General features: G+C 71.6%; 24 protein-coding genes. 16 read left to right on the top strand and 8 right to left on the bottom strand.

Annotated elements, in window-relative coordinates:
- Position 1: 1 nt before the first annotated feature.
- On the bottom strand, positions 2-601 hold the full coding sequence (locus tag OG286_RS02515; protein WP_405363317.1) for a CGNR zinc finger domain-containing protein: 600 nt from the start codon (positions 599-601) through the stop codon (positions 2-4).
- 88 nt (positions 602-689) lie between these two features.
- Here OG286_RS02515 and OG286_RS02510 point away from each other — a divergent pair, with 88 nt between their 5' ends.
- Positions 690-1,487, top strand: a complete 798-nt coding sequence (locus tag OG286_RS02510) for an MBL fold metallo-hydrolase (RefSeq protein ID WP_405363319.1) — start codon at positions 690-692, stop codon at positions 1,485-1,487.
- 399 nt (positions 1,488-1,886) lie between these two features.
- On the opposite strand, the gene OG286_RS02505 is transcribed toward OG286_RS02510, so the two are convergent.
- Together OG286_RS02505 and OG286_RS02500 are read right to left on the bottom strand one after the other, a co-directional pair.
- The gene (locus OG286_RS02505; protein ID WP_396320362.1) at positions 1,887-2,375 is read right to left on the bottom strand and encodes a DUF6882 domain-containing protein; all 489 of its coding nucleotides are present in this window, start codon (positions 2,373-2,375) and stop codon (positions 1,887-1,889) included.
- 499 nt (positions 2,376-2,874) lie between these two features.
- On the bottom strand, positions 2,875-3,819 hold the full coding sequence (locus OG286_RS02500; RefSeq protein WP_396320361.1) for an ABC transporter permease: 945 nt from the start codon (positions 3,817-3,819) through the stop codon (positions 2,875-2,877).
- A 479-nt stretch (positions 3,820-4,298) separates the two neighbouring features.
- On the opposite strand from OG286_RS02500, the gene OG286_RS02495 reads away from it, so the two are divergent.
- From OG286_RS02495 to OG286_RS02480, 4 genes are all read left to right on the top strand, one after another.
- Positions 4,299-4,682, top strand: a complete 384-nt coding sequence (locus OG286_RS02495) for a cupin domain-containing protein (protein ID WP_405364675.1) — start codon at positions 4,299-4,301, stop codon at positions 4,680-4,682.
- Between the two features lie 271 nt (positions 4,683-4,953).
- The gene (locus tag OG286_RS02490) at positions 4,954-5,139 is read left to right on the top strand and encodes a hypothetical protein (RefSeq protein WP_396320360.1); all 186 of its coding nucleotides are present in this window, start codon (positions 4,954-4,956) and stop codon (positions 5,137-5,139) included.
- Between the two features lie 29 nt (positions 5,140-5,168).
- Positions 5,169-5,858 (top strand): phosphatase PAP2 family protein, encoded by a 690-nt coding sequence (locus OG286_RS02485; protein WP_405364673.1) that lies wholly within the window; start codon positions 5,169-5,171, stop codon positions 5,856-5,858.
- An 89-nt stretch (positions 5,859-5,947) separates the two neighbouring features.
- The gene (locus OG286_RS02480) at positions 5,948-6,274 is read left to right on the top strand and encodes a phosphatase PAP2 family protein (protein WP_396320358.1); all 327 of its coding nucleotides are present in this window, start codon (positions 5,948-5,950) and stop codon (positions 6,272-6,274) included.
- Here the strand turns inward: OG286_RS02480 and OG286_RS02475 are convergent.
- Positions 6,211-7,047: an undecaprenyl-diphosphate phosphatase gene (locus OG286_RS02475; RefSeq protein ID WP_396320357.1), complete on the bottom strand. Its 837-nt coding sequence runs from the start codon at positions 7,045-7,047 to the stop codon at positions 6,211-6,213. The two genes, OG286_RS02480 and OG286_RS02475, sit on opposite strands and share 64 nt — an antisense overlap.
- Positions 7,048-8,162: 1,115 nt before the next feature.
- Between OG286_RS02475 and OG286_RS02470 the strand changes: the two genes are divergently transcribed.
- The 4 genes from OG286_RS02470 (at position 8,163) to OG286_RS02455 (ending at position 12,066) form a co-directional block, all read left to right on the top strand.
- Positions 8,163-9,101: an ATP-binding cassette domain-containing protein gene (locus OG286_RS02470; RefSeq protein WP_405363324.1), complete on the top strand. Its 939-nt coding sequence runs from the start codon at positions 8,163-8,165 to the stop codon at positions 9,099-9,101.
- On the top strand, positions 9,098-9,946 hold the full coding sequence (locus OG286_RS02465) for an ABC transporter permease (RefSeq protein ID WP_396320355.1): 849 nt from the start codon (positions 9,098-9,100) through the stop codon (positions 9,944-9,946). The genes OG286_RS02470 and OG286_RS02465 overlap by 4 nt, the downstream gene beginning before the upstream one ends.
- Positions 9,947-10,051: 105 nt before the next feature.
- Positions 10,052-11,386 carry a sensor histidine kinase gene (locus tag OG286_RS02460; protein ID WP_405363326.1) on the top strand — a complete coding sequence of 445 codons (1,335 nt, stop codon included), beginning with the start codon at positions 10,052-10,054 and terminating at the stop codon, positions 11,384-11,386.
- The gene (locus OG286_RS02455; RefSeq protein WP_396320353.1) at positions 11,383-12,066 is read left to right on the top strand and encodes a response regulator; all 684 of its coding nucleotides are present in this window, start codon (positions 11,383-11,385) and stop codon (positions 12,064-12,066) included. The genes OG286_RS02460 and OG286_RS02455 overlap by 4 nt, the downstream gene beginning before the upstream one ends.
- Before the next feature lie 64 nt (positions 12,067-12,130).
- On the opposite strand, the gene OG286_RS02450 is transcribed toward OG286_RS02455, so the two are convergent.
- Positions 12,131-13,588 carry a DUF2252 domain-containing protein gene (locus OG286_RS02450; RefSeq protein ID WP_396320352.1) on the bottom strand — a complete coding sequence of 486 codons (1,458 nt, stop codon included), beginning with the start codon at positions 13,586-13,588 and terminating at the stop codon, positions 12,131-12,133.
- 366 nt (positions 13,589-13,954) lie between these two features.
- On the opposite strand from OG286_RS02450, the gene OG286_RS02445 reads away from it, so the two are divergent.
- The 4 genes from OG286_RS02445 (at position 13,955) to OG286_RS02430 (ending at position 17,875) form a co-directional block, all read left to right on the top strand.
- Positions 13,955-14,572, top strand: coding sequence for a hypothetical protein (locus tag OG286_RS02445; protein ID WP_405364671.1), 618 nt, complete (start codon positions 13,955-13,957; stop codon positions 14,570-14,572).
- Between the two features lie 363 nt (positions 14,573-14,935).
- On the top strand, positions 14,936-16,384 hold the full coding sequence (locus OG286_RS02440; RefSeq protein ID WP_396320350.1) for a proline-rich domain-containing protein: 1,449 nt from the start codon (positions 14,936-14,938) through the stop codon (positions 16,382-16,384).
- A 208-nt stretch (positions 16,385-16,592) separates the two neighbouring features.
- Positions 16,593-17,225 (top strand): potassium channel family protein, encoded by a 633-nt coding sequence (locus OG286_RS02435; protein WP_396320349.1) that lies wholly within the window; start codon positions 16,593-16,595, stop codon positions 17,223-17,225.
- 2 nt (positions 17,226-17,227) lie between these two features.
- Positions 17,228-17,875, top strand: coding sequence for a GAP family protein (locus OG286_RS02430; RefSeq protein WP_396320348.1), 648 nt, complete (start codon positions 17,228-17,230; stop codon positions 17,873-17,875).
- A gap of 112 nt (positions 17,876-17,987) precedes the next feature.
- On the opposite strand, the gene OG286_RS02425 is transcribed toward OG286_RS02430, so the two are convergent.
- From OG286_RS02425 to OG286_RS02415, 3 genes are all read right to left on the bottom strand, one after another.
- Positions 17,988-18,419 carry a hypothetical protein gene (locus OG286_RS02425; protein WP_396320347.1) on the bottom strand — a complete coding sequence of 144 codons (432 nt, stop codon included), beginning with the start codon at positions 18,417-18,419 and terminating at the stop codon, positions 17,988-17,990.
- 895 nt (positions 18,420-19,314) lie between these two features.
- The gene (locus tag OG286_RS02420; RefSeq protein WP_396320346.1) at positions 19,315-19,497 is read right to left on the bottom strand and encodes a hypothetical protein; all 183 of its coding nucleotides are present in this window, start codon (positions 19,495-19,497) and stop codon (positions 19,315-19,317) included.
- A gap of 1 nt (position 19,498) precedes the next feature.
- A complete protein-coding gene (locus tag OG286_RS02415) occupies positions 19,499-19,945 on the bottom strand; it encodes a DUF6325 family protein (RefSeq protein ID WP_396320345.1) in 447 nt (148 codons plus the stop codon).
- A 635-nt stretch (positions 19,946-20,580) separates the two neighbouring features.
- Here OG286_RS02415 and OG286_RS02410 point away from each other — a divergent pair.
- The 3 genes from OG286_RS02410 to OG286_RS02400 all read left to right on the top strand — a co-directional run bounded on the left by OG286_RS02410 (position 20,581) and on the right by OG286_RS02400 (position 21,964).
- Complete coding sequence (locus OG286_RS02410) at positions 20,581-21,036, top strand: hypothetical protein (RefSeq protein ID WP_396320344.1); 456 nt, start codon at positions 20,581-20,583, stop codon at positions 21,034-21,036.
- A 28-nt stretch (positions 21,037-21,064) separates the two neighbouring features.
- Entirely contained in the window at positions 21,065-21,598 is a 534-nt protein-coding gene (locus tag OG286_RS02405; protein WP_405364669.1) for a DUF1269 domain-containing protein, read from the top strand.
- Positions 21,599-21,697: 99 nt separating this feature from the next.
- A complete protein-coding gene (locus OG286_RS02400) occupies positions 21,698-21,964 on the top strand; it encodes a hypothetical protein (RefSeq protein WP_396320342.1) in 267 nt (88 codons plus the stop codon).
- Positions 21,965-22,203 lie beyond the last annotated feature (239 nt).

Here is a 22,203-nt window from a genome sequence, read left to right as displayed (position 1 = left end):
GTCAGTCGGTCCTCGGCTCCGCACGTCGGGCGTAGGCGCGGGCGGCGCGGGCGCGGTCGCCGCAGCGGGTGGAGCACCAGTGGCGGCGGCCGTGGCGCAGCAGGTAGCGGTTGCAGGGGGTGGAACCGCAGGTGGTGAGGCGGTCGGCGTCGGGGCCGGTGAGGAGGTCGGCCGCGTTGGCCGCCAGGGTCGCGAGCGCGTGGTCGAGGATCTCGGTGGTGGGGCACGGCGTCGCGCGGTAGGGGCCGTTGGTCTCGTCCCAGTGCAGCAGGGCCGCCGTCGGGGCCTTGCTGAGCGCGGCGTTGACGGCGGACAGGGCCGCAGGCAGCGCGGGCAGTCCGGCGATCCGCGCGGCGAACAGCGACCGGAGGTGTTCGCGCAGCGAGCGCAGCTGTGCCGTGCACATCTCCTGGACCTGGACGCCGGCCGGGGCGAGACCGTGCTCGGTGAGCCACCTGTCCGTTGCCGCGGGGGTGCCGAGGAGGTCGGTGAAGTGTCCCCCGGGCAGTGCGACGGCGCTGTTGGCGAAGTCGAGGGCGAGGTAGTCCTGCGCCCCTGGTGCGGGCGGCAGCGCGGTCTCGGCGGTCAGGGTCTCGCTCATGGATCTCATGGTACGGCTTGCGTTCGTCCGTGAGGAACAGCTACGGTTTTTCACGGATAAACCGCTTCTCATCCGTGAGGTATCTGGAATGGCTACGACCGGCACGACCAGTGAGCAGATCCCCGTCCGCGTCTTCGGCGGCCCGACCGCCCTCTTCGCATACGGCGGCCTGCGGTTCCTGACCGACCCGACCTTCGACGCTCCCGGTGACTACCAGGTGCCGGGCGGCCGGCTGACCAAGACGGCGCCCTCCTCCGCCGCACCGGCCGGACTCGGCCGCATCGACGTGGTCCTGCTCTCCCACGACGAGCACCCGGACAACCTCGACAACTCCGGTCGGGCGCTGCTCGCCGACGTCCCGCTCACCCTCACCACCCCCGGCGGCGGGCAGCGGCTGGGGGACGGGGCCAGGGGGCTGTCCGACTGGGAGTCGATCGACCTCGACCGCCCCGGCGGCGGCACGATCACCGTGACGGGCGTGCCCGCCGTCCACGGCCCGGGAGCACGTGAGGAGGTCGAACCGATCACCGGCCAGGTCGTCGGTTTCGTCCTGACGGGGGAGGGTCTGCCCACGGTCTACGTCAGCGGCGACAACGCCTCGCTCGGCCTGGTCGAGGAGATCGCCGAACGCTTCGGCCCGGTGGACACCGCCATCCTCTTCGCGGGGGCTCCCCGCTTCCCCGTCCTCTTCGACGGCGCGCTGATCGTCCTCGACAGCGCCCAGACCGCCGACGCTGCCCGGATCCTCGGCGCCCGCCGGGTGGTCCCCGTCCACTACGACAGTTGGGCCCACTTCACCGAGGGCCGTGACGAACTGGTGGCCGCTTTCACCGACGCCGGGCTGATCGACCGCCTGGACTTCGGCGACAAGGGCGACCTGGACTGACCTGCCTGACCGGACGGACCTGCCTCGCCGGCCTGACCGGACTGACTGGACCGACCGGGCTGACCGGTGCGACCGGGCCGGCGTGGCAGGCCGGCCCCGGGTGGACCGTCGGACGCAACGGTCCGCCCAGGGCGGTGGGGGAGGCCCGGTACCCGGACCCTCCGCCCTGCTACTGGCGCGCGCCGATGACGTCGGCAGGGCGCGCGGTCGGGGCCAGACGGCCGGGGAGCCCGGGCGGCGGCCGCCTGGCCCATGGCGGTCTGGACGAAGGACACCGTGCAGGCCATGGCGACCATCAGGGCCGGCCGAGCGGCTCGCCCATGTGTTCTCCCCGTCGCCGACGCCCGACCCCGCCGACATGATCACTTCACCGTCGGCGCCGGCAGCCTGTGCGGCCCGTCACCGTCCTTCTGCGGTGAGTACCAAGTCATGCACCAGAAAGTGGAGTTGCACGTCATCCGTCGAATCCGCCCAGAGACCCTCGGCATCGAGCACGGATGCCGCCACCATCCGTGCCTCCGCGACGAGTTCGGGGTGGTGGTCGAAACCCGGCCACGGCAGGACGGGGTAGTTGTTCTGCTCGCCGAACTGCCGCACCTGCTCGATGTCGCCCAGGAGGGCGTGCGGAAGTGAATCGTTCGCCCAGGACCACAGCCAGGTCTGCCGGGCGAGGCTGACGCTGCCGATCAACGTGAGCCGGCCGGTGAGGAAGGCCTTCCCCTCACGTGACCACGTGATCCGCGCGTCGTCCGTCGACCAGTGGTGTTCCACGTCCCCTGACAGCCCGAAGCGCTCGACCATGAGGGCCTGCCGCGCGCGGGCACGCTCCCGAGCTGCGAGCACGACCTCCTCCCAGTCGCGGTGGTCATGCTTCGAGCGGTCGCTCACTTGTGCCTCCTCGCACGGAACTGTCGGCAAGATCATCCCATCCGGGCGGCCGGCTCGGCCGCCGGGCCCGGACTCGGCCGCGCCCCGGGAGCCCGGCTCGGCGTCGATCCCGTCGGCCGGGGGCTTGGCGTCCTTCCTGCGGCATGCGGGGTGGGGACATACCTCACCCGCGGCGAGGACTCCGCCTGCATGGCGGCGGGGTGCCGGACAGCGATCCCGGAGTCGGGTGGGCTTCGGTGCGCGCGCCGGCGAGGGCGAGGCCGTCGAATCAGCCGGCCTCCTGGTCTGACCAGAGCACGGAGCGAGACCGCCCACGCCTGCACACGCCGAGCGACCGGGCACGTCGACCCCACCGCCGGCGGCGCCGCCCTCGTACGGTGCACCTGTACCGAAGGCGAGAACCGGCAGCAGTGACTGCGCTCGGGCGAGTGACCGTGCGACCTGCCCGGCCTCCGGAGATCCGGGAGGCGGTCCCCGGCGGCCGGACCCTCGGCCGCCGTCACTCGTAGCGGATTCTCGGGTCGAGCACGGCGTACAGCAGGTCCACGAGCAGGTTGGTGATCAGGTAGATCAGCACCAGCAGCGTCACCATGCCGATGATGATCGTGCCCTGCTTCTGGTGCACGGCGCGGGCGAGCAGGCCGCCGATGCCGTGCATGTTGAAGATGCTCTCGGTGATGACCGCGCCGCCCATCAGGCCGCCGAGGTCGGCGCCGAGGAAGGTGACGATCGGGATCAGCGCGTTGCGCAGGGCGTGGTGGCCGATCACCCGGTGGCGCTTCAGGCCCTTGGCGACCGCGGTGCGGACGTAGTCCGCGCGCATGGTCTCCATCAGGCTGGTGCGGGTCAGTCGGGCGACGTACGCGAGCGAGGTGGACGCCAGCACGAAGGCCGGCAGCAGGTACGCCCGCAGTCCGTCCTCCTCGTTGAAGGAGACCGGGAAGAAGTCGAAGCCGTAGTCGTTCTTCAGCTTCACGCCCAGCAGCAGCTGGAGGACGAAGCCGGTGACGAAGACCGGGATCGAGATCACCATCAGGGTGCTGACGAGGAGCAGCTGGTCGATGAACCTGCCCTTGCGCAGCGCCGCCATGACACCGGCCAGCACACCGATGACCGCCTCGATGACGAAGGCCACCAGGGAGAGGTTCACGGTGTAGGGGAACGACTCGCCGATCATGTCGCTGACCGAGCGGCCGGTGAGGCTCTCTCCCAGGTCGCCCTGGAGGAGACCGGAGAGGTAGTACCAGTACTGGAGGAGGAACGGGTCGTTCAGGTGGTACTTCTGGCGGATCATCTCCGCCACGAGCGGATTGGGGCGCCTGTCGCCGGCCAGCGCCTGTACCGGGTCGCCGGGCAGCGCGAAGACCACGGCGTAGATCAGGAACGTTGCGCCGAGCAGCACGGGGATTGCCTGTATCAGTCGGCGGATGACATAGCGGCCCATCAGACCTCCGTACTTTCGGGCGGGGGAGGGGGCGTTAGGAGCCGGACGGTTGCCCGAGTCCACCCGTTCGACCGGCTCGACCCCTTCGGCCGGCTCGACCGGCTCGGCCGACCGTGGGCCGAGACGCGGGTGCAGGGATGTACGCGCGTGGCCGGGCACCGCGGAGGCGGCTCCCCGCCATCAGGGCCCGGAGAACGGCGGGGGCGAGGGCAGGCCTCGGTGTGCCACCGCGGTCTGTTCGACGGTCGTGCCACGGCACGCATGAGCGGTTCCTCTCCGCCGGGTCACTGCTCCGGGCAGCGGCGAGAGGCGAGCGGAACGGCGGTGCCCGTCACATGGTGAACGGGGCGGACGGCAGGACCGGTTCATCCGTGCAGGAAGCAGAGCCAGGCCGTCGCCCCCGCGCGCCAGTTGTTCGGCCGCCGAGCCCGACCGCCCCCGAAGGCGTGCCGCCGTCGGCACGTCGATCGTCCGCCCGTATGATCGATGCCTTCCGGATCTTGCGAGGGCCCTACGTGGAGATGTTCCGCTTCGACCGTGCGGAGAAGGTCATCGATCGCTTCGGCAGTGTGGGCGCCACCGCGACCCGCGTCGCCGCCGCCGAGGGGGCTGTTCATCTGACCTGCCTGGCGATCGAACCAGGTGGAACCATCGGCACCCATCCCGCTCCGGTGAGCCAGCTCTTCCTGGTCATCGCGGGCGAAGGCTGGGTCGCCGGTCCGGACGGGCACAAGATCCCCGTCTCAGCCGGCGACGGTGTCCGCTGGGAGCCCGGTGAGGAACACGCGTCCGGTACCACCACCGGTCTCACCGCCCTCGCTCTCGAAGGCCCGTCGCTGGACGTCTTCTCCCCGGACACATAGCAGCGGCGGGACCGCACCGGCGCCTGGTTCACGTTGCCGGTACCGCGGCCGGGGAAGTGGCGGTCGAGCTGCTCACGGACGGCGCGCGGCCGGCCCGCAGAACGCCGACTCCCGGCCCCGGTGCCGGAGGGCTTGGCCGCCGTCGCACCGGGGCGGGGTGCGGCGCGCGGACGGGCCGGACGGAGGCCGCTGGCGTCGTCGGCATCATCCTGTCTACAGTGATGTAGACGGCAATGGGTGCCGAGGCATCCCCGATGAGAGGTGCCGACCCATGCCCCATCCCACAGGACCGTCGGCCGTGGACGTCCTGGATGCGCGTGCGCCGAGGCGGGTCCCCGGGGCGCTCCTGGTGCCAGGTGCCGCGATCGTGCTCTCCGCCGGGGCCGGCCTGTCGGCCGGGCTCTTCCGGGCAGGGGGCTCCCTGAACCTCACCGCCGGACTCCGGGTGGGCGTGTGACCGCGCGTCACCCGTGGGCTCGGGTCCTGATGCTGACGGTCGCGGTCCCGGTGCTGCTCTTCGGCGTGCTCACCGCCCTGCTCGCCGTTCACGGCTGGGGACCCTTCCCGGTGGAGTCGGCCCTGCACTCCTGGGCGGTCGCCCACCGCCCCTCGTCGGCGGTGCGAATCGTCGGGGTCGTGACGGACCTGGGCGCCGGGGTCCCGCCGTATCTCGCGGCCGTAGCGGCCGGCTTCCTGCTGGTCCGGCGCAGCGGCCGGCCGGGGCGTCCGACCGTCCGGATCGCGCAGGCCTGCGCACCCGTGCTGGTCCTGGCCGCGGGTCAGCTGCTCCGCAACGGGCTCATGAGGGCCTTCGCCCGTCCCCGTCCGCCGGTGGCGGACTGGGTCGCCGCCTCGCCCAGCGGCTACTCCTATCCCTCGGGCCACGCCTTCACCGCTGCGGCGGCCGCCGGTCTGCTCGCCTGGGCGGTGCTGAGAGGCGGCCGGCGGCGGCCCTGGACGGTGCTGCTCGTGGGGCTGTTGGGCCTGGTCGCGGTCGCTGTCGGCCTGAGCCGCATCTACCTCGGCGTCCACTGGCCGTTCGACGTGGTCGGCGGCTGGCTCCTCGCCGCTCTCTGGCTGGGCCTGACCCTGCCACTGATCCCGCTGATCGGCAGACCCCCGTCCGGTGCGAGTCCGGAAGCGCCCTCCCGTCCGGGCGCCGGGGCCGCCGGGTGACCACCGGTGGGCGGCCTGTGCGCGCAGAACCGGGCGTGTAGGCATACCGCTGCTGCGGCTCGGACCGTCCGGGCCGCGCACGCCGCTACGTGGCCGGGCCGGAGGCCGCGTCGCCCCGCCGCCGCGCCGGCGGCGGGGCGGTGAGGGCCCGGGCGCTCGCCGCACCGCTGGTGGTCGCCGTCGCGTTCGCCGCCGACACCGTGCTCAAGGCGCTGCTGCACGAGCCGCGGCCGTGCCAGGTCCTCGACGCCGGCACCACACCGGAGGCGTGCCCCGGCGCCGGGGACTGGTCCCTGCCGAGCAACCACACCGTCATCGTGTTCGCCGGTCCCCGTCCGGGCCGGACGGGGCGTCAGGCGCTCAGCACGCCGGTGCCGAGCAGGCCGAAGAGGATCACGCCGATGGCGATCCGGTAGACGACGAAGGCGTTGAACGAGTGCTTGGCGACGTACTTCAGCAGCCAGGCGATCGAGGCGTAGGCGACCACGAAGGAGACCGCGGTGCCGACCACGAGCGGCGTGGTGCCGACCCCGGCGCCCAGGGCGTCCTTCAGCTCGTAGAGGCCGGCGCCGGTGAGGGCGGGGATGCCGAGGAAGAAGGAGAGCCGGGTGGCGGCCACCCGGTCGAGGTCGAGGATCAGGCCGGCGGACATCGTCGCGCCGGAGCGCGAGAAGCCGGGGAAGAGCAGCGCGAGGATCTGAGCCGAGCCGACGATCATCGCGTCCTTGAAGCCGGTGTCGTCCTCGCCGCGCTTGTGACGGCCTATCTGGTCGGCCGCCCACATCACGGCGCTGCCGACGATCAGCGAGCCGGCGACCACCCAGAGCGAGGCCAGGGGGCCCTTGATCAGCGGCTTGGCGGCCAGGCCGACGACGACGATCGGGATCGTGGCGTAGATGACCCACCAGGCGAACTTGTAGTCGTGGTGGTAGCGCTCCTCGCGGTTCACCAGGCCGCGGCCCCACGCGGAGACGATCCGCACGATGTCCTTGAGGAAGTAGAGCAGCACGGCGGCGATGGCGCCGACCTGGATGACGGCGGTGAAGCCGACGACGGAGGTGTCGTCGACCGGGATGTCCATCAGCCCCTCGGTGATCTTCAGGTGGCCGGTCGAGGAGACGGGCAGGAACTCGGTCACCCCCTCCACGACGCCCAGGACAACCGCCTGTCCGACAGTGATCGCGCTCACGTGCACCTTCCCAGTGATGTCGGGCAAATCGGCAGGAGATCGGCATGCGGGCACTGTGGCCATCGCATGTGACTACAGGAATGTAGACGTGGGTGGCGCCGCCGTCCAATCACCCCGGACACTCCGGCACGAGGATGAACGAGAGGTTGACCGCGCCCGATCTCCGGGCGTCTTCCGGGTGCCGGGCAGCGTCCCCGCCGCGTCACGGAGGAGCGGCCGGGGCGCTGCCCGGGGGGGGCCGACGCCGGGCGGTGAGGCCGGAGAGCCGGCGCCGTGGTGAGGCCGTCGGAGAGCCGGCGCCGGTCGGCTGATCCGGACACCGCAACCCGAGGCCCGCACCGGTGGTGGCCCACCCCCGACCGGCGATCCGGTCGGGGTCGTACCGAGGTACCACTGAGCCGCGAGAGTTCCCGCTCGGGTACCACGGTCCGCCACTTCGCCGCGGCTAGCGTGAATCGCGGGACGCCTGGTCGACAGCCGAGTCGGCTGTCCTGGGGAGGTCCTGGCCGGACGCGTCGGCGACCCGCGGTCGTCCACGCGTCCGACGGACACCACCGTCGAAGGTTCTCGGAGGGCGTCATGAGCATTCCGACCCGTGTGACCACACCCGGCCGGGGGCCCGACCGGACCGCCCGGCTGCCCGGATCCGCGGTCCGGCCCGCCGAGTGGGCGGCACGCACCCCGTGGTCGCGCCCCGCGCCCTCACCCGCGACGCGGGGCGGCCGGGGCCCGGTGGCACCGGCCACCTGGACACTGCGGGCACCGGTGCCGGCGCGGTGCGCATGCCCGTGTTCGGCGCCGGCCGGACCGCGGGCCCCGTGGACCGCCCGGCCCGCCGTCCCACCGTGGTGAGCCCCTTCGAGCCGAGCCGAGCCGAATCGCCCACTGCCCGGCCCACTGCCCGGCCCGAGGCGGAACGGCCGGAGCCGAACGGCCGGTCGGTGGCCACGCAGGGCGGCCTCGCCGTCGGCCACCGCCACCCGGGCAGGCGTAGTACCGCGGTACCACCGGCGGCCGGTGGTTCACGTCCCGGGTACCACTGTTCCCGGGGAATCCGCACCTAGCGTGAGCTGAGGCGGCCGGACCGTCCGGAGCCCGAGCACGAGGGATCGTCCATGATCGAGGCACAGCAACTGACGAAGCGGTACGGGGAGAAGACGGCGGTCGACCGGCTGGACTTCACGGTCAAGCCCGGTTCCGTGACCGGGTTCCTGGGGCCCAACGGCGCGGGCAAGTCGACCACGATGCGGATGATCGTCGGCCTGGACGCCCCCACCGGCGGGACGGTGAGCGTCAACGGGCGCCGGTACGCCGACCACAGCGCCCCTCTCCAGGAGGTCGGCGCGCTGCTGGAGGCGAAGTCGATCCACCCGGGGCGCTCCGCCTTCCACCATCTGATGGCGCAGGCCCACACCCACGGCATCCCGCGCCGCCGGGTCGACGAGGTCGTCGAGCTGACGGGCCTGCAATCGGTGGCCGGGAAGCGCGCCGGGGCGTTCTCCCTCGGCATGGGCCAGCGCCTCGGCATAGCGGCCGCGCTGCTGGGCGACCCCGCCACGGTGATGCTGGACGAGCCGGTGAACGGCCTCGACCCCGAGGGCGTGCTGTGGATCCGCAACCTGCTCACCGGGCTGGCTGCCGAGGGCCGCACGGTCTTCGTCTCCTCGCACCTGATGAGCGAGATGGCCCTGGTCGCCGAGCACCTCATCGTGGTGGGACGCGGCCGGCTGCTCGCCGACACCACCGTCGAGGACCTGGTGCGCCAGGCCGGTGGCGACACCGTGAAGGTGGCCTGCTCCGACCCGGCGCGCCTGCGCGAACTGCTCGCCGCCCCGGGCGTGGAGATCACCGGAAAGGTGGGCACGGAGGAGCTGCAGGTGACCGGCGTGCCCGCCCGGACGATCGGGCTGACGGCGGCCGAGCACGGGATCGCGCTGTTCGAGCTGAGCGCGAAGAGCGTGTCCCTGGAAGAGGCGTTCATGGAGCTGACCAGGGACGCCGTCGAGTACCACGGCACCACCACCGGCATCGAAGCCCCCGGGAGGACGGCATGACCACCACCACCGCGACCCGGGCCTCCGGGCCGCCCGCCACCGCGCCCACCCGCCCGGTCTACCGGGTCACCGCCCGCCGCGTGCTGCGTGCCGAGTGGGCCAAGCTCTGGTCCTTGCGCTCCACCTGGATCACCCTGGGGCTGGCGCTGCTCTTCGTGGTCGCCTTCGGGCTCATCGCCTGCGCGCACTACAAGTCCAGGATCACCGCGGGCGGCCGTCTCGACCGCGACTTCGCCGACGCCACGGCCGTGCAGCTGTCCCTGTTCGGCACGAACTTCGGCCAGCTCGCGCTCGGGGTCCTCGGGGTCCTGGTCACCGCGGGCGAGTACTCGACCGGGATGATCCGCTCCACGCTGGCCGCCGTCCCGCGCCGACTGCCCGTCCTGTGGTCCAAGGCCGCCGTCTACGGTGTGGTCGCCCTCGTCGTCGCCACGGTCGGCGTTCTCACCGCCTTCCTGATCGGCAGCGGGATCGTCTCCGGCACGCCGGCCGCCCTCACCATCTCGGACGCCGGTGTGGTCCGCAGCCTGCTCGGCGCAGGGTTCTACCTCGCCCTGGTCGGTGTGATCGGCACCGCGCTGGGCGCCCTGCTGCGCTCGGTGGCCGGCGGCATCTCGGTGCTGGTGGCCTCGCTGATGCTGGTCCCCGGACTGGTCAGCCTGCTGCCGACCTCGTGGCAGGACCGGATCAGCCCGTACCTGCCCAGCAACGCGGGCGAGTCGATGTTCGCCCTGCACCACACCGCGCCCGCGCTGACACCCGTCGCCGGACTGCTGGTGTTCCTCGCCTGGACGGTGCTGGCGCTGGCGGGCGCCGCCTGGCGGCTGGCGCGCACCGACGCCTGACCGGCCGACGACGAGCGGACCGCGAACGGACCACGGGAAGGCCGGCGGTGCCGTGGTCGGTGAGGCCGACCACCGCACCGCCGGTCCTCGGCCATCATGGGACAGGTGACCTCCGTGACCATCGACGACGCCACAGCCGCAGGCTCCACGCAGCAGCCCCCGCCGCCGGGGCTGGAACCGCTGTGGGGACACCCGCTCGTCGCCCGGCTGGCCGACGCGGGGCACCGGCTGCGGCGACTGGACGGAAGGCACCCGTGGCTGCTCGACACCGGCGTGGTGATCGCGGTCTTCCTGCTGTTCTGTCTCCCGGACCTGGTGCACGGCGGCGGCCCGCGCGAGCTCCGCTTCAAGATCACCCATCTGCCGACCGCGGGCACCGGGGCCTTCCAGGCCGCACTGGTCCTCCCGCTGTGGTGGCGCCGCAGGGCGCCCACCGTCGCCTTCGCCGTCGTCGCGGCGGTCTTCGCGGTGCAGTGGATCATGCTGGTCTGGCTGCGCGCCGACGTCGCCCTGCTGATCGCCTTGTACAGCGTCGCCCTGCACGGACGCCTGCGACACCTTCCCTGGGCCTGTGCGGTCACCGCCGGCGCCGTCGGCCTGGTGGCCTTCCGGGTCTCGGCCGTGGTGACCTTCGGCGACGCCCTGTTCTTCCTGGTCAGCGCCGCCACCGCGTCGGTCGCGCTCGGACTGGTGCTGCGAATCCGCCGGGCCCACGTGGCGGCCCTCCTGGAGCGCGCCGTCCAGCTGGAGATCGAGCGCGACCAGCGTGCCGAGTTGGCCGCCGCCACCGAACGGGCTCGCGTCGCCCGGGAGATGCACGACATCATCGGCCACAACCTCGCCGTCATCATCGGCCTCGCCGACGGCGGCGCCTACGCGGCGGACACCAATCCCCGGCGCGGCAAGGAGGCGCTCCAGCTCATCGGCGGCACCGGCCGCGAAGCGCTCGGCGAGATGCGCCGGCTGCTCGGCGTCCTGCGCGAGGACGACGAGAGCCCGGAGTTCAGCCCACAGCCCGGTGTCGCCGACGTGGCCGGCCTCTGTGAACGGATCCGGGCCGCGGGCCCCGTGGTGACGTACCGCACCGACGGCGACCTGGAGTCGCTGGACCGCGGCGCCCAGCTGAGCGTCTACCGCATCGCGCAGGAGGCGCTCACCAACACCCTCAAGCACGCGGGGCGCCGGACCATGGTCACCCTCCACGTCGCGGTCGACGACACCGCGGTCCGCATCCGCGTCCAGGACACCGGACCGCCCGACACCGGCCCGGCACCGGCCGCACCCGTCCACCACGCGGGCCACGGCCTGGTCGGCATGCGGGAACGCGCGGCACTCTACGGTGGCACCGTCACCGCCGGACCCCGGCCCGCCGGTGGCTGGACCGTCGAAGCCCTCCTCACCCTCCTCCCCTCCTCCAGCCCCGAAAGCCGCACATCGTGACCACCGTGCTCATCGTCGACGACCAACCCCTCCAGCGGCTGGGCTTTCGCCTGCTGCTCGAGAGCAGCTCCGACACCTCCGTGGTCGGAGAGGCCGCACACGGCGCCGAAGCGGTGCGCAGCGCTGCCGAACTGCGTCCCGACGTCGTCCTCATGGACGTCCGGATGCCCGGGATGGACGGGATCGAGGCCACCCGCCGCATCGTCGCATCGGGCGGCCGCTGCCGCGTTCTCGTCCTCACCACCTTCGACATGGACGAGTACGCCCACGCCGCGCTCCGGGCCGGAGCCAGCGGTTTCCTCCTCAAGGACGCCCTCCCGGAGGAACTGCTCGCCGGGATCCGCGCCGTCGCCTCGGGCGACGCCGTCATCGCACCCGGGCTCACCCGCCGCCTGCTCGACGCCTACGCCCACCACCTCCCGGTCCGCGCCCCGGGGCAGGAAGCCGCCGACGATCCCCGGCTGCGCGCGCTCACCGAACGGGAACGCGAGATCCTGCTCGCGATGGCGCGAGGCCAGTCGAACCGGGAGATCGCCCAGCGGCTCGTCCTCGCGGAGTCCACCGTGAAGACGCACGTGGGCCGGGTCCTGGCCAAGATCGGTGCCCGCGACCGGGTCCAGGCCGTGATCTTCGCCTATGACCTGGGACTCGCCTGGCCGGCCGGCCCCGGTCCGGGCTGACGGCTGTTCCGATGGCGATGTTCCACACGCCGAAGGCGGTCAGGGCCGCAGGACGAAACACACGTCAGATCCCGGTGGTGGCTTCGGCCCTGCCCTCGCTCACGGCACGCTGCAGGGCAGCGAAGTCGTCCTCGTTCTGGTCGGCGTAGGCCTCGGCGAAGTCCGCGATGGCGTGGTCGAACCGGTCGGAGCCGCCGAGGTAGGCGGCGAGCGCGATCCGGTCACCGGAGCGGGCGTGCGCTCGGGCCAGGGTCCAACCGCACAGCCGTCCGTACAGAGCCATGCCCGACGGGAGCATCATCTCGATCGGTGCGGAGAACTTCCAGTCGCGCAGCTGGCGTACGTAGAAGTCGCGGTCCACCCCTCCCTCGCCGGTGACGCGGGTCCAGCCGAGGAAGATGTCACTCTGGGCCTGCATGAGGTGCTGTCCGGCGACGACGCGCTCGCCCTGGTTGCGGTACTGGCTGCGCCCGGCGTACTCCGCCAGGACGGACGGCTGGGCCTCCTTGGCTTGCAGGAACAGTGGTTCGACGCCGTCGCCGGCGTCCAGCAGCGCGATCCAGGCGCGGGTGCCGACGCTGCCGACCCCGACGACCTTGCGGGCCATCTGGACCAGTGTGAACTGATTGAGCAGGTGTCGTCGATCGGACTGCAGGGTGAGCCGGTACTTGCCCAACACGGTGCCGATCAGCTCGTAGATCGCCTCGGCCTGCACATCACTGAACACCTCCTCGACTGGAACGATCGTCGGAGGGTCGCTGATGATCTGCCGCCGACCGTCAACCATGGTGGTGAGCTTTCCCAGCGCCTGCGTGCTGTCATGGGTGTGAGCCTTGGCCAGCAGTGCCTCGGCCGCCTTGAACCTCTTCGCCTTGACCTGGGACCTGAACTGCCCGATGACCTCCTCGATGTCCAGGTGCGCGTACCAGACCTCCAGGAAGGGCTGCTTTGCGAAGCGGTGCATCGCCTTCCGGTAGCCCTTGGCCGCCTCCAGGACGATCTTGCGGCGAGCCTTGCGGGAGAAGTCGTTGTCGCGCCCCGCCACCGCCAGGCTCGCGGCCAGCCGCTTGACGTCCCACTCGAATGGCCCGGGCAGGGTCTCGTCGAAGTCGTTGACGTCGAAGACCAATCGCCGCTCCGGTGAGGCGAACGCGCCGAAGTTGGACAGATGCGCGTCTCCGCACAGCTGGACCCGCAGACCCGAGGCGGGCGTGCCGGCCAGGTCCGCCGCCATCGGCAGTGCGGCCCCCCGGTAGTAGGTGAAGGGCGACACCAGCATGCGCCCGTGCCGTACCGGCACCAGTTCCGGCACCCGCGACGCCGCCTGGCCCAGCAGCAGCCCGACCGGGTCCCGCGATCCGCCCGGCCGGAAGTCGCCGTGCGCCTCCAGTGGTGCCGCCCTGCGGGCTGCCTTCCCCAGTGCCACCCGGTCCGCCCTGCTCGGGGGCTCCGGCGCCGCGCCCCGGGCGGATGCCCCCGCATCGGACTTTCCGCCGGTCACGCCCTTTTCGGTCACCGTCATGGCCACTCCCGTCGGGCCGCAGCCACGCGTGCTGCTGGCTGGCAAATCACCACAGATGGCTATAGATATACCTATTCCTGGCAACCAGTGCCACGCCGGATCGGCATTCCCCCGAAGGGGAGAGCTGTCGTCACGGTCCCGCCGTCAGGTCGTGCGCCGCGGTCGCGGCTCGACGGTGCGCAATGACGGCGGCCGCTTTCGTGCGGGTCAGGGGCTCGTCGGCGGTGGTCGCCGAAGCGGCGCGTCACTGCTCCGGCAGCAGAGCCGGCGAGGCCACACTGGGGTATGGCACCAACCCCGAGCCCGGCCGCTCCGCCCCCGCTGACGCCGGATCAGGCCGCTGCCCGGGGTGAGCACTGGTGGCCGGTGGCGTTGGCGATCCTGGTTGCCGCGTTCCTCCACGTGGCGTTGCCCGAGAAGTACCGGGTGGCCCCGTCATGGGTGGTCCCGGTCGTCTTGCTCGTCCTGCTGGCCGCTCTGATCATCGGAGACCCGGGCCGCATCGACCGCCAGAAGCCATGGCTGCGGATGACGACCGGCGTCGTCATCGCCTTCATGACGGTGGCGAACCTGTTCGCCGCCGCCCGCCTGGTGGCCGACATCCTCACCAACAACAAGCTGTTCGCCGACAACGCCATCGGGTTGCTGGCCACCGGGGGAGTGGTCTGGGCCACGAACGTGATCACCTTCGGGCTGTGGTACTGGGACCTGGACCGCGGTGGTGCCGCTGCCCGCGCTCACCGGCCGTACGCAAATCCGGCCTTGGTGTTCCCCGAGATGCAGCACACGGGCTACGCGCCGGCCACCTGGGTGCCGGTCTTCGCCGACTATCTGGTGCTGGCCTTCTGGACCGCCACCGCGTTCAGCCCCACCGACATCTCCGCGATCAAGCGGTGGGCCAAGCTGTTGATGATGACGGAAGCGGTGGCGTCTCTGGGAATCGGTGGGCTGGTGATCGCTCGCGCGATCAACATCTTGCAGTAGGAGCACCTGACCTCCGGGGCAGTGCGGTGGCTGAAGCCATGCCTCCTGTGCCTTCGGACGGGATCAGCGGGTCTGCCGCGGTTCGTGGTGACGGTCGCTGGTCGGCGCGGGCTCGTGCTCGGCGCGTCCGACGTTCAGTCCGACCCGGCAGGTGACCCGGCGTCCGTGGTGCCGTGCACGGCCGGCCTCGCCCGGCTCCACCTGGTCCCGCGCGGCGGACTCACGAAGTGCATGGGAAACCCGCTCGGCAGTCACTCGTGTGCGCACCCCCGGTGGCGGTCCCGGGGCGTCGAGCATTCCCTGAAGAGGGCTGGCCGATCGTCAGACCAGCTCGTTCATGACGGCCGACCCTGGGAGCCTGTGATGCCTTCCGACACGTCCGAACCGGATCCGGGGCGACCGGGTGGCACGCCGCCGCAGGGCGGCCGGCCCGAGGGCGAGCCGCCGGTCACCGGCAGACCGCCGCAGCCGGCCGAGCTCTCGAGGGACGAGCGCAACGAGCTGGACGAACTGCGGCACCGGCTCACCGCCCTCGAGGCGTCCACACCACCGCCCAGGGCGCGCCACCACCGCCTACGAACGACGGGCTCGGTCGTCCTGATCGTCATCTCCTCCCTGCTGGCTCTGCTCGCGGTCATCGCGGTCTGGACCAACTCGATCATCGGTGACACCGACCGGTACGTCGCCACGGTGGCGCCGCTGGCGAGCAACCCCGATGTCCAGGCCGCGCTCACCAGCCGGGTCACCTCGGAGGTCCTGGCCCAGATCGACGTGAAGGCCGTGGTGGACGAGCTCTCCCAGGCCGCCGTCCAGCAGGGTGCGCCGCCCGAGCTCGGCAAGCTGATCGGCGGCCTGACCGGGCCGATCACCAGCGGCCTCACCCAACTGGTCAGCACCACCGTGAACAAGGTGGTGACCAGCGACCAGTTCGAGAACCTGTGGGTCGACGCGAACCGGGCGGTGCACTCCTCGCTCGACAAGGCGCTGACAGGCAAGGGCGGGGGAGCGGTCTCGCTCGAGAACAACCAGGTCGCCATCGACATCGGGCCGTTCGTCGCCAAGGTCAAGGACCAGCTGGTGGCTTCGGGCTTCGGACCAGCGGCGAAGATCCCGGAGGTGCACACCAGCTTCGTGGTGTTCGCCTCGAAGGACGTGGGCAAGGTCAAGACCTACTTCCGGATCCTCGAGATCATGGGCACCTGGCTCCCGATCATCGCCGTGCTGGTCGCCGCCGCCGGCGTGTTCACCGCCGTGAACCGGCGCCGCGGCCTGGTCGGCGCAGCCCTCGGGGTGGCCATCGCCATGCTCCTGCTGGGAGTCGTCCTGACGGTCTTCCGGTCGTTCTACCTCGACCACCTGCCGCCCGGAGCATCCCAGGCCGCCGCCGGCGCGATCTACGACGCACTGATCCGCTTTCTGCGCGCGAGCGTCCGCGCCGTGGGCGTGGCGGCCCTGGTGACGGCCGTCGGTGCCTTCCTGGTCGGCCCGTCCAAGGTCGCCGTTTGGATCCGCACGGCCTGCAAGTCGGCGATCGGCGCCCTGCGCGAGGTGTCGACCGCTCACGGCATGCGCCTCGGGGCGGTCGGCCGGTTCGTGCACCAGTACAAGCGCTGGATCGGAGCGGCGGTCCTCGTCGTGGCGGCCGTCGTCCTCGCGACGTGGAGCTACCCGACGGCGGCCGTGGTGTTGTGGATCGTCGTCGTGGTGCTGGTCGGGTTCGCCATCCGGGAGTTCCTGGACGCGGAACCGGGGGACTCCCCCCGACCGCCGTCGGCTCCCACGGTCGCCGGCGGCCCACGCCCGGGCGTTTGAGCCTCCGCGGCCAGGAAGGCGACCCCGCCGACCAGCTGTGCGGGTGGATCGCCCACCGCTCGGACGGGGACTCCGGGCGGTGGGGGCGGATTGGGCCGACCCGGTGGTCTGCACCCGGTCAGGAGCTCTCGGAGCGCCGGATCCGCGCGCGCATCCTGCATCGTGATCCGCATGGCGATTCATCCGTTGTCGTTGCGGTCCTGAGCCGGTGGGCAAGGGGATGGCGGGGCCGGATCTTCAGGAGCTCCCCCGGTGGAAGCGGCACAGACTCCTGGCGCGCGCACTCCTACGACCGCTGCTGACCACCGCCGGTCTGCTGACGGCCTACTACCTGATCCCCATGGACAAGCCCTACGGCGCCGCAACAGTGCTGGGACTCGTCCTCGGTCTGGTCGCGGTGTCCGCCCTCCTCGCCTGGCAGACACGGTCGGTCAGCCGTTCCCCGTACCCGAGGCTGCGGGCCGTCGAGGCGCTCGCGACCGTCTTCCCCCTGCTCATTCTGCTGTTCGCCACGAGCTACTTTCTCCTGGAGAGGAGCCAGGCGGGATCCTTCACCGAGTCCTTGTCCCGCGCGGATGCCGTGTACTTCACGGTCACGGTCTTCTCCACCGTGGGCTTCGGTGACATCGCCCCCAAAACGGGAGCGGCAAGGAGCACGGTGGTTCTGCAGATGCTCGCGGACGTGCTCCTGATCGGTGTCATCGCGCACGTCATGTTGGAGGCCGTGCGCAGGGGCCTCGACCGGCGTGTGCAGCCCGGGGGCCCGCAGCACGATGCCGGCCGGCCCGGGACGGACGGACCGGGTGACCCGGCAGACGGTGACCTCGGGAAAGGTGGCTGACGATGGTCCTCGAGCTCATTGTGATCGGTCTGGGAATCACGCTCGAGCCGCTCCCGCTCATCGCGTTCGTCCTGCTGCTCTCCGCCGAGCAGGGGGTCCGCAAGGGGCTGGCCTTCATCCTTGCCTGGCTGGCGTGCCTGGTCGTGGTGATCGCCGCGGTGCTGCTGGCGACCGGTGGTCAGCCTCCGGACAGGAACTCGGCTTCGTCGACGGCCGCCTTGGTGGTCAAGTTGGCGGTGGGCGTCGGCCTGATCGCGTACGGCGAGCACAAGCGGCGCCGCGTCAAGGCACCGCACGAGCGGAAGACCCCGAAATGGCAGAGACACCTCGACCGGGCCAATTCCTGGTCGGCGGCGGGACTCGCGGTACTGCTCCAGCCCTGGGGGCTGGTGGCCGCCGGTGCGGCCGCCGTGGTCCAGGCGAACCTGTCCGACGCCGCCACCTGGTTCGCCCTGTTCGCGTTCTGCGTCGTGGCGGCCTCGAGTCAGCTGGCGATGGAGCTCTACACCGTGTTCGCCCCGAGCGCCGCCGAGGTCAGACTGGAGCAGCTGCGTCGGTGGATCGTCGACCACCAGGATCCGGCCATCGTCGTGCTCTCGCTCCTGATCGGCTTCTGGCTGGTGGGCCAGAGCCTCTCGCAGCTGGTGTGACCCGATGCCGAGTGCTGAGCCTCGCACCGCTCGGAGACTCGGCCGGTCGGCGCCTCACGGATGCCGGGGACGCAGCGCCGCCGGTCCCGCACAGCGGGCCGGCGGCAGTGGGTCAAGCCTGCAGCGATGTTCTGGTCGTTCCGGCGCAGAGAGCCCAGATCACGAAGATGTCGATGGCGATCAGCACGATGGCCCAGAACGGGTAGTAGGGCAGCCACAGGAAGTTCGCGATCATCGCCAACCCGGCCACGACGACACCGACGGCACGTGCCCAGACGGCGCCGGTGAAGAGGGCCACGCCGGCCAGAACGATGATGATGCCCAGGATGAGGTGGATCCAGCCCCAGCCGGTGGTGTTCATCTGGTAGGTGTAGTTGCGGGTGACGACGATCAGGTCGTCTTTGGCGATGGCGGCGATCCCCTCGAATATCGCCATCGCGCCGCCGAAGATCATGAGAACTGCGGCAAAGACGGTCCAGCCGGTTGCGAACGGCCTCGGCGAGACCTGGGTATCCGTCGGCGTCCCGCTGACATTGCTGGCCATGTTCGGGCTCCTTTGAGAACAGCCTTGTCGCCGGATCGGGCGACCTGGTCGGAGACTCCGTATCCAGGCTGCCACGGTGGTAGTCAGGCAGCACCTCCGGGACCGCCCCACGCCCTTTCCGCTGGGGCCCGTCCCGCGAGACCAGCCGCCGAGGGGCGTGTGCGGGCGCGGCCCCTGCCTGTGAGACGGCCCGGGGCGCGAGGGATCCCTCTTTCTCAAATGCTCCGTCAGAACTGCATCGGAATAGCCGAATTGAGTGAAAGTCACGGACTGCGGCGGCCGGTCCGACAGGCGGGGAATGGAGCCCGGATGACCTGGACTCCTGCGGTTGCCGGGAGACGGAGAAGCCGCGCCCATCACGCGAAACACCCCCTGCTGATGCACCCCGGGCCGCCGGAGCGGGGGCCAGGCGAGTCGGGGCCGCCCATGCTCTCGGCACCGTCGGACGCGCAGTCCGGAGCGACCCCTGCCGGCCCGCGGCCTGTCCGGCCGGACGGCGGCTGGTCCCGCAGGGGCAGCGATGACGCGCCTGCCCACCCCGCGGACGGTGATGGGTCGGTGCGAGGGGTCCGGGTCAGCCCGATCGCCATCGATGCGCACGGCGTCGGCAACGCTTCGCCTCGTACGTGGCCGCCGCCGGGCGGGTCTCGGCGGGCGCGCGGCGCACCCGGTGGCGGACGTCTCCCTGGAACGGCGCCCTCGCGTATGTCACCCGGGCCGGCCGACGGCCGCCAACGGAGGCCGACATGGGAGGACGCCGCCCGCGGCGGGCTCGGACAACAGCCCTTCCCGTCGGGCGACGTGCCCGTGGACGCCTTCCCCCCGGTTGATTTCAGCGGGCAGCTCGATTCGCCCGGTCTCCTGCCGTGGTACTCGGCCGCCAGTGAGGCCCGGATCAGCGCCGGTCCCGGCGGTCCTCCCGGCGGTCCTGACGGTCGTCCCGGCGGTCCTCGCGCCGGTCGCTGCGGCGGTCGACCCCGTGGGCGACGACCGCTGCCGTGCCGACGACAGCCGCTGTACGAGCGACGGGGGCGCCGATCACCCCGCGTCGTCCTCTGCGCATGGGGCCGAGGGGCATCTCACTCTCCTTCCTCGTCGGCTTCGATCGAGGCCAGGATGGCCTGGATCGGAATGCGTCCGTTGGCGATGAGCTGGGCTCCGGAGCGGCGTGCGGCGGCGGCGAAGGGTCCCGCCCACGTGTTCTCCCAGACCAGCACTCCGGCTGTCGTGCCGGGCTCCATGGCGGCGGCCAGGTTGATGACGTCCTCCTCGGCGAGCAGGCCGGCCAACTGTGCCTCTGCCGCGCGCAGTTCGCCGACGCCTTCGAGGTCGTTGACCTCCAGGACGTCCAGCTCGCCGCCCGGCCCCTTCGTCAGGATGACCAGGTCCAGGACCCGGATGGTCCCCGAGGTGACCAGCTTGTCGAGCTCTGCGGCCATTTCGCCGGTGAAGTGCGAGGTAGCGGGCGGAAACTCGACGACGAGGTAGTCGACCGGTCCCAATTCGTCGTTGTCGGCTGATGTCATATCTGCGCCTCCGTTGTCTCGTCGTCCGTGGGCGGACCTCGGCGATGGGGGAGATGCCGCAGAGACCGCCGCAGTGCCGGCGAAGACCACCGCAACGGCGGCGGGCGCCGTCCATCCGGTCACCAGGAGTCCTCGGGAACTCTCGGCCGTCGCGTCCGTCCGCACCCATGGAGGTGCCGGCCGGGCCGGACTCATTGACAGCCTCGCACGGTCGCCGAGGGCCCGCATCCCGGCCGAAGTCCCAGCCTGGATACGGCAGATGCCGTTTCGTTCCGTGTCGGGACCGGCGACTCGTCCCTCCGAACTCGCGCCGTCGGGCGGACAGGATGCTCCCGGCGGACAATGAGGAAGTCGCCGTCATCGCCGGCGACGACATCTCGGGCTGCCACGCCCGCTGTTGAGCCGGACGCCAGGCCCTCCCCGATCCCGAGCAGGGCGCCGCGCGGGCGGAAGCAGACCGGCGGCGTCGGCTTCCCGCACCTCGGCACCGGAGTCATCAGGGACGCTCCGGTCAGGGGAGACGAGATGCCCGCCTCATCGAGAACCCAACGCCGCAGGCAACGACGGAACAAGGGCAGAGAGCGACGCAAGAGCATCAGGACTCAGCCGGCCGGAGCCGAGTCGAAGGTGTGATCGTGGCCGAGGCCGACCACCTGGGCGGGTTCTCGCTCTTCGTCCAGGACGGCAGACTCACCCACACCTACTCGATGATGGGCGTGTTCGTCTACCGGCAGCAGGCCGAGGTGCAGCTGCCGGCGGGTGAGGTGAACGTGCGCATGGAGTTCGTGGCCGACGCGCCCAAGCCCGCCACGGGCGGGCAGGTCACCCTGCTGATCGACGGCAAGGCCGTCGCCACCGGCCGCATGGACCACACCGTCCCGATCCGCTTCTCCGCCTACGCGGGCATGGACATCGGCTGTGACAACGGCGGAGTCGTCGACCTCAGCTACGAGGACAAGAAGCCCTTCGCCTTCACCGGCACCGTCAGGAAGGTCACCTTCGACATCGAGTCGCACCAGTCGGCCGAGGACGAGGACACGCTGCACACGGCTGCCCACCACGGGCACGCCGGGCACGGACTCGCCGGGTGAGGCACGTTCGCGGAGCAGAGGAGGACCGATGAAGTTCGACGACGAGACCATTGACGTGCTGATCGGCGGCTACATGTCGAAGGAAGCCGCCCGGGAGGACTACGAGACGGTCCTGGCCAGCGGCGGCTACCTGCACGGTGCGGTGGTCGTGAGCAAGGACCTCAACGGCGACCTGTCGGTGGAGGAGACCGACCACATGGTTCGCGAGGGCGCAGCGGGCCTGGGCGCCGTCGGGTTCGTGGTCGGGCTGTTCGCGCCACCGCTGCTGGCTGCGACCGCGGTCGGCGCGGTGATCGGCGCCGGGGCCGGCAAACTGGCCCACCACAAGACGGCCGCCAAACTGGAGGAGCAGGTGGGGGCCACCATCCCGCTCGGTGGCGCGGGACTGATCGTCGCCTTCCCGCGCTCGGCGGCCGGGAAGGTCGAACCGGCCGTGACCCGCGCCGTCAAGAAGGCGGTCGGCGAGGCCGAGGGGCACCACGTGCAGGCCCTGAAGGGTGCGATCGCCGAGGCACAGCAGAAGATGGCCGAGCCGGACACCGACAGTCCGGGGAGTGCGTGACATCAGGCGCTGGTGGCCGATCGGGCGACCGGCCGGCCCCGGACCCGTCGAACGCGACCGACCGCAGGATCGGCGCATCACTACCGTGTAGGAGAGGGCATGGCAACGCTTCCTCACCGTCCGCGGACGGCACGACATGATCTGGGTGCGGCGCTGGCCGCGGTGGAGACGGCGTACGAGCGCCTGATGGCCGCTCCCCGGCCCGACCCCGACTTCCTGCTCGATCTCCAGTGCCGGGCACGCGAACTGACCGACGTGGCCCTGCACCTGTCCGACGAGGTGCCGCACGCGCGGCACGCGCGGATCCGGCGTCGCTGCGTGGGCGCCGACCGCGGCGTCCGGTGGATCCTGCGGCACAGTCACTGACCAACCGCTCGCCGGTCTGGCCCCGCAGGTCCGGCGTCCGGACGTACACGCCGACCGCAGGGCCCACCTCGGCCCGCCCCGCCGGCAGGCGGCGGGGCGGGCCGGCGCCGTCGAAACCGGCGGCCCGCCCTGTCGCCACCGCGTACGCGGCACGCCGACCTCGCCCTCCGGGAGCACTCCCACGTGGTGCCAGCAGCCGCAAGGGAGAGCAGTGGTGTCCACCAACTCGCCGACCGGGA

Origin of the sequence: Kitasatospora sp. NBC_00039 (genome assembly GCF_045160625.1) — a bacterium.
In the GTDB taxonomy this organism is placed as follows: Bacteria; Actinomycetota; Actinomycetes; order Streptomycetales; family Streptomycetaceae; genus Kitasatospora.
This window is presented reverse-complemented; position numbering and strand designations above follow the sequence as displayed.

What these genes read in the sequence shown, in the direction of transcription:
- OG286_RS02515 (WP_405363317.1), bottom strand. Translation starts at nt 601, where the DNA reads ATGAGCGAGACCCTGACCGCCGAGACCGCGCTGCCGCCCGCACCAGGG.
- OG286_RS02510 (WP_405363319.1), top strand. Translation starts at nt 690, where the DNA reads ATGGCTACGACCGGCACGACCAGTGAGCAGATCCCCGTCCGCGTCTTC.
- OG286_RS02500 (WP_396320361.1), bottom strand. Translation starts at nt 3,819, where the DNA reads ATGGGCCGCTATGTCATCCGCCGACTGATACAGGCAATCCCCGTGCTG.
- OG286_RS02495 (WP_405364675.1), top strand. Translation starts at nt 4,299, where the DNA reads ATGATCGATGCCTTCCGGATCTTGCGAGGGCCCTACGTGGAGATGTTC.
- OG286_RS02490 (WP_396320360.1), top strand. Translation starts at nt 4,954, where the DNA reads ATGCCCCATCCCACAGGACCGTCGGCCGTGGACGTCCTGGATGCGCGT.
- OG286_RS02485 (WP_405364673.1), top strand. Translation starts at nt 5,169, where the DNA reads ATGCTGACGGTCGCGGTCCCGGTGCTGCTCTTCGGCGTGCTCACCGCC.
- OG286_RS02470 (WP_405363324.1), top strand. Translation starts at nt 8,163, where the DNA reads ATGATCGAGGCACAGCAACTGACGAAGCGGTACGGGGAGAAGACGGCG.
- OG286_RS02465 (WP_396320355.1), top strand. Translation starts at nt 9,098, where the DNA reads ATGACCACCACCACCGCGACCCGGGCCTCCGGGCCGCCCGCCACCGCG.
- OG286_RS02450 (WP_396320352.1), bottom strand. Translation starts at nt 13,588, where the DNA reads ATGACGGTGACCGAAAAGGGCGTGACCGGCGGAAAGTCCGATGCGGGG.
- OG286_RS02440 (WP_396320350.1), top strand. Translation starts at nt 14,936, where the DNA reads ATGCCTTCCGACACGTCCGAACCGGATCCGGGGCGACCGGGTGGCACG.
- OG286_RS02430 (WP_396320348.1), top strand. Translation starts at nt 17,228, where the DNA reads ATGGTCCTCGAGCTCATTGTGATCGGTCTGGGAATCACGCTCGAGCCG.
- OG286_RS02425 (WP_396320347.1), bottom strand. Translation starts at nt 18,419, where the DNA reads ATGGCCAGCAATGTCAGCGGGACGCCGACGGATACCCAGGTCTCGCCG.
- OG286_RS02420 (WP_396320346.1), bottom strand. Translation starts at nt 19,497, where the DNA reads ATGCCCCTCGGCCCCATGCGCAGAGGACGACGCGGGGTGATCGGCGCC.
- OG286_RS02415 (WP_396320345.1), bottom strand. Translation starts at nt 19,945, where the DNA reads ATGACATCAGCCGACAACGACGAATTGGGACCGGTCGACTACCTCGTC.
- OG286_RS02405 (WP_405364669.1), top strand. Translation starts at nt 21,065, where the DNA reads ATGAAGTTCGACGACGAGACCATTGACGTGCTGATCGGCGGCTACATG.
- OG286_RS02400 (WP_396320342.1), top strand. Translation starts at nt 21,698, where the DNA reads ATGGCAACGCTTCCTCACCGTCCGCGGACGGCACGACATGATCTGGGT.